Origin of the sequence: Sphaerospermopsis kisseleviana CS-549 (assembly GCF_028329225.1) — a bacterium.
In the GTDB taxonomy this organism is placed as follows: Bacteria; Cyanobacteriota; Cyanobacteriia; order Cyanobacteriales; family Nostocaceae; genus Sphaerospermopsis; species Sphaerospermopsis kisseleviana.
The window spans coordinates 1-5,588 of record NZ_JAQMTI010000018.1; the positions used below are offsets into that span (position 1 = coordinate 1).

The following is a 5,588-nucleotide window of genomic DNA, read 5'->3' on the forward strand; positions in this document are numbered from 1 at the left end:
AACCGTGGTTCGACTTCGCTCACCAACCGTGGTTCGACTTCGCTCACCAACCGTGGTTCGACTTCGCTCACCAACCGTGGTTCGACTTCGCTCACCAACCGTGGTTCGACTTCGCTCACCAACCGTGGTTCGACTTCGCTCACCAACAAACGTCCTGTAGAAACCGTTAGTTGGAATGATGCGGTTAATTTCTGTCAACGGTTAAGCCAAAGAACAGGAAAAAACTACACCTTACCCAGCGAAGCACAATGGGAGTATGCTTGTAGAGCCGGAACTACCACACCATTTTATTTTGGTGAAAGTATTACCCCAGATTTGGTAAACTATAATGGTAATTTTCCTTATGGTTCTGCTCCTAAAGGTGAGTATCGTGAAAGAACCACAGATGTAGGTTCTTTTCCCCCTAACGCCTTTGGTTTGTATGATATGCACGGCAATGTTTGGGAGTGGTGTTTGGATGATTATGTTGATAACTATAATAACACGCCTACAGATGGCAGTGCTGTGACAAGCCAAAGCGAATATAAAGTGCTGCGCGGTGGTTCTTGGAGCGGCCACCTCAGGGCTTGCCGTTCTGCGGATCGTAACAACCTCGACCCAGCCGACAGGTACGGCAGCTACGGGTTTCGGTTGGTAGTTTCCGGCGCAAGGACTCTTTAGTTCTTTACTCTCTTACCCTTTTACCCTCTACACTTTTTCTTTTTTCCCTCTTTCCTCGCCGTCAGGCGATCAAGTTTTTTTACGGTTTTTAATATGTCCGAATCAGGATATCTGGTTACTGAGCGACTTGTCCTGAGCCTGTCCTGAGCCTGTCCTGAGCCTGTCCTGAGCCTGTCCTGAGCCTGTCCTGAGCGGTGTCGAAGGGCGCAGTCGAAGTAAGTCAAAGTACAGGATTTGAGGATTTACAGGATGGGGATTTTTGACTTCTTGCGTTTGGTTATGGGAAAGTAAGAAAAATCTTTTGAGAAGTCGGGGATATGGGATATACAGACATAGTAATCCCTTGGGTCTGTCTTTTTTATCATAACATAAGCTGTGGAGATGTCAAGAACCTTGAAAATTCGTTGGCTGATTTTGGCTTATTGACATGATTCTCAATAGTTATTGAGAAAAAGCTATTTTTTTTGAGAATCAGGGGGTTAGTTGATCTTTTTTTTGTCAGAATCAGGATGTCCAGGATTTGAGGATGTACAGGATGGGGTTTTTTGATTTCTGGTGTTGATTTTTTGTCAGAATCAGGATATCCAGGATTTAAGGATGTACAGGATGGGGATTGGTGATTTCTGGTGTTTGGTTATTTAAAAGTATGATAATTTAGGGATTTTGGAACAGTTTAGCAGATTGTAGATTGTGCGATATCTTTCATAAAAGTAGCGATCGCCAAATCCCAATTATTAAAATTACCAAAAAATCCTGTAAATCCTTAAATCCTGGACATCCTGATTCAGACAAATAAAAATCATTGCATCTCACAAATAACCTCTCAAAGACAATCCTGTAAATCCTTAAATCCTGGACATCCTGATTCAGACAATTTCCCAATCTTCTAATTTTAATTCGGGTATACGTGAAAATTCTCTGGTGTTGTGAGTGACTAAAATTAAATTGTTGGTTAAAGCAATAGCCGCAATTTGTAAATCATAACCACCGATAGGTGTTCCTTGTGCAGTGAGTTGAGCGCGAATGTTTCCGAAAATAAGAGATTTTTACCTTTGAGATAAACAATACAGGTATTAGTGTCTAGTAAGTAAATCATTAAAATGTTTCTCTCTCTGGTTGTTCTGTTTGTGGATGTCTGATAAATGTTTCATCCTGAATACATCCATAAAAATCACTGATTTTGATTGTGTTTTGAGTTTTATTTTGAACTGTTGCTGTTGTTTCATAGACAAGAACAATATCTAGTTCTGTTCCTTCTTGTGCTTCGGGTAAATGAATCTGCAATAGTCCATCTTTACCAATGCGCGATCGCACTCTCATACTGTGCATCATTAATTTTTTTCCTATATTCCAATAGTTATGATGTAATTATAAACAATTTTTGGCAATATTTTTATTTTAAAATAGAACAATCTAACAATATTACTTTACTCATCTATATTAACAACTTATTTTTGTTCAAAGCTGCTTCAATTTGAGGATAAGTTTCTTGATCATAGCCTGATTCATCAGCTATGCATTCGTCTACAAGTGCGATAATTTTTTCTAAAGAATTATTATTTTCTGGTTTTAATTCGCTTAAAGATTCTGTTGCAATTGGAATTTCGATACTGTGAGAGTATGATTTAATTTGAATTAAAAAATCTACTTTTGTTTTAACTGCCAGTAGTTCTTCAACAGAAAGAGGGTCTAGGTGTTGAATAACATCAATCATTAATCTTTTAGTCATATTTTATTTCATTGTATAGAAAATAGTATATTTATTATATCACATTTTCAAAGGTTTTGTAAATCATGTGATATCTTTCGTAAAAGTAGCGATCGCCAAATCCCAATTATTAAAATTACCAAAAAATCCTGTAAATCCTCAAATCCTGGACATCCTGATTCTGACAAATAAAAATTATGATACTGCACAAATAACCTGTCAAAAAAAATCCTGTAAATCCTCAAATCCTGGATATCCTGATTCTGACAAAAATCCAATTTTTGACTTTTGACTTTTGACTTTTGACTTCCCGAAGGGTGTCCTGATTCAGACAAAATTAACTTCTCTCATTCCCCAAAATATCAAATTATTATCTAAAATTATCTTTTCTCCTATTTCTGAAAATTGTTGTTTTAAATAAATTCTCAATAACTCACTATCTCCCCCAGTAATAGCAATTTTACTATCAGGAAACAACGATAACCACTCATCAATAAACTCTTTTATTCCCGCCAATAAAGTGTAAATGATACCACTTTGAATTGCTTGTGGTGTATCCATAGCAAAACGGGGCGGTAAATCTATGATCTCCCTAATTTTTAACAATGGTAATTGTGCGGTTTTTTGTCCTAAACTGGTAAATTGTAAACCCAAACCTGGTAAAATAGCACCACCAATAAGACGCTGATTGGAGTCTGCCCCTGTAAAAGTTAATGCTGTTCCTGCATCAATTACTAACATGGGAAAACCATAGGATTTACCTGCGCCAAATAAAGCTAAAGCGCGATCAATGCCCAATGTGGGATACATTCCCCGGATAGGGACTTGATTTAAGGTGATTAAACGATGATTAGGGTAAGTTTGCCATAGTTGTGTTTGACTGGGAACTACGGAGGCTAAAACGAGAGTGATAGGCAGGTTAGGAGAAAGGAAGATAGAACGAGCATAAGATGGAGGAAGGGGAAAAGAATTTGTTTTTGCTAATTGTTCTATATCAGACTCTGATAAATGTTGTGTATCCCAGGTAGAGTTGAGAGTGTGATCTATAAATAAAGCCCAATGTAGCCGGGAGTTACCAACCATTAAGGCTAACCAAGGGTTGTTTGTCTGTTGCGGTGGGATATTCTGTTTCACAGTTTGTTTCACAGTTTTAATTTTCTTAATTGAATGATAGGTTTTTTAAGAAAACGTTATATTCAACCCGTGTCACAATATAAGGCAGAGGAATAAATACTCAATAAAAGTTAAGGAGGGGAGTTATGGTATTGCTCACCGATAAAAATCAAGGTCAGGAAGGTACAACCCCAGTAAAACGGCTGACTATACAAACGGTAGAAATTGATCAGGATACCACGGCTATTCGTTCTTTAGACTGGAATCGCGATCGCTTTGATATTGAGTTTGGTTTGCAAAATGGTACAACTTACAACTCCTTTCTGATCTGCGGTGAACAAACAGCCCTGGTTGATACTTCCCATGAAAAGTTCCGTCAGCTATATTTTGATACACTGACTGGTTTAATTAATCCGCAAGATATAGATTACTTAATTATTAGCCACACAGAACCAGACCACAGTGGTTTAGTTAAAGATTTACTACAAAAAGCTCCTGATATTACCGTTGTTGGTTCTAAGGTAGCAATTCAATTTTTAGAAGATTTGGTACATCAGCCTTTTAAACGTCGTATTGTGAAAAATGGCGATCGCCTGGATCTCGGTAATGGCCATGAGTTTGAATTTGTGATTGCTCCTAATTTACACTGGCCTGATACTATTTTCAGTTTTGACCACAAAACCCAAATTCTTTACACCTGTGATGCTTTTGGAATGCATTACTGTACAGATAGCACTTTTGATGATGATTTATCTGCCATTGAAAAAGACTTTCAATATTACTATGAATGCTTGATGGGTCCTAATGCCCGTTCTGTGCTTTCTGCAATGAAGCGCATGGCAGAATTAAAAACCATCAAAATGATCGCTACAGGTCACGGACCCTTACTATATCACAATCTCCAAGAATTAACAGGACGTTACCTCAATTGGAGTCAAAACCAAACCAAAGCAGAAACCACTGTGGGTATATTTTACGTTTCTGAATATGGTTATAGCGATCGCCTAGCTCAATCTATTACCAACGGTATCGTAAAAACCGGGGTAGCTGTGGAAGTAGTTGATTTATCTGGAACAGTTGATTTACAAGAGTTACGGGAGCTTGTAGGACGCTGTAAAGGCTTGGTAGTAGGGATGAATCCTATATCTAGTAATACAAGCATTCAAACAGCATTGAGTACAGTTCTAGGATCTGCTACGGAAAAACAAGCCATTGGTATTTTTGAAACCGGTGGTGGAGATGATGAACCTACCTATCCACTGTTAAATAAATTCCGCTCTGCGGGTTTAACTGTAGCTTTTCCTGTGATTGAGATTCGGGAAACACCCACAGAAAACACCTATAAAAAATGTGAAGAAGCGGGAACAGATTTGGGACAGTTGGTGACAAAAGAAAAAAGTATCAAAGCTATGAAATCTTTAAGTGCTGATTTAGATAAAGCACTAGGAAGAATTAGCGGCGGTTTGTATATCATCACAGCCAAAAAAGGCGATGTTTCCAGCGCCATGTTAGCGTCTTGGGTAAGTCAAGCGAGTTTTAAACCTTTGGGTTTTTCTATTGCAGTAGCTAAGGATCGGGCGATAGAATCATTGATGCAAGTAGGCGATCGCTTTGTTCTCAATGTTTTAGAAGAAGGCAACTATCAAGCATTGATGAAACACTTCTTAAAACGTTTTAGTCCCGGCGCGGATCGTTTTGAAGGAGTGAAAACCCAACCAGCGGAAAATGGAGCGCCTATTTTGGGTGATGCTTTAGCTTACATGGAATGTGAAGTAGTTAGCCGGATGGACTGCGGCGATCATTGGGCGGTGTATAGTACGGTTTATGCAGGTAGAGTATCTAAACCTGAATCATTAACAGCAGTACACCATCGCAAAGTAGGAAACCATTATTAAAATCTCTTTTCCCCCTCCCCGCAAGCGAGGAGGGGAACAAGACAGGGGAAACGCATCTTATCAATAAGGACAATTTAATCTCAATAATGACCTGAAAATTCGCATTAACGTCTACTTATTGACAATAATTTAAACCATCACGATGACTCTGAAAAAATCAATCAAACGATAAATAAGGATTTCTTCGTTTATACATAAAAATGGTGTTTTGT

At 38.3% G+C, this 5,588-nt stretch carries 5 protein-coding genes and 1 pseudogene; 2 read left to right on the plus strand and 4 right to left on the minus strand.

Annotated features, from left to right (window positions below):
* A partial coding sequence (locus PN497_RS01030; RefSeq protein WP_272109324.1) for a formylglycine-generating enzyme family protein occupies positions 1-660 on the plus strand: 660 nt, incomplete at its 5' end.
* A gap of 866 nt (positions 661-1,526) precedes the next feature.
* Here PN497_RS01030 and PN497_RS25850 read toward each other — a convergent pair.
* The 4 genes and pseudogenes from PN497_RS25850 to PN497_RS01050 all read right to left on the minus strand — a co-directional run.
* A pseudogene (locus tag PN497_RS25850) lies at positions 1,527-1,697 on the minus strand (type II toxin-antitoxin system VapC family toxin); the annotation flags it as partial.
* Between the two features lie 58 nt (positions 1,698-1,755).
* Positions 1,756-1,992, minus strand: a complete 237-nt coding sequence (locus tag PN497_RS01040; protein ID WP_236104157.1) for a hypothetical protein — start codon at positions 1,990-1,992, stop codon at positions 1,756-1,758.
* Between the two features lie 103 nt (positions 1,993-2,095).
* Complete coding sequence (locus PN497_RS01045) at positions 2,096-2,389, minus strand: hypothetical protein (RefSeq protein WP_096566876.1); 294 nt, start codon at positions 2,387-2,389, stop codon at positions 2,096-2,098.
* A 306-nt stretch (positions 2,390-2,695) separates the two neighbouring features.
* Entirely contained in the window at positions 2,696-3,451 is a 756-nt protein-coding gene (locus PN497_RS01050; protein WP_409349309.1) for a pantothenate kinase, read from the minus strand.
* A 176-nt stretch (positions 3,452-3,627) separates the two neighbouring features.
* Between PN497_RS01050 and PN497_RS01055 the strand changes: the two genes are divergently transcribed.
* Positions 3,628-5,376, plus strand: coding sequence for a diflavin flavoprotein (locus PN497_RS01055; protein WP_096566880.1), 1,749 nt, complete (start codon positions 3,628-3,630; stop codon positions 5,374-5,376).
* The last annotated feature ends 212 nt before the right edge of the window (positions 5,377-5,588 follow it).

Coding starts and splice junctions, on each gene's coding strand:
- PN497_RS01045 (WP_096566876.1), bottom strand. CDS start 2,389: ATGACTAAAAGATTAATGATTGATGTTATTCAACACCTAGACCCTCTT.
- PN497_RS01055 (WP_096566880.1), top strand. CDS start 3,628: ATGGTATTGCTCACCGATAAAAATCAAGGTCAGGAAGGTACAACCCCA.
- PN497_RS01040 (WP_236104157.1), bottom strand. CDS start 1,992: ATGATGCACAGTATGAGAGTGCGATCGCGCATTGGTAAAGATGGACTA.
- PN497_RS01050 (WP_409349309.1), bottom strand. CDS start 3,451: ATGGTTGGTAACTCCCGGCTACATTGGGCTTTATTTATAGATCACACT.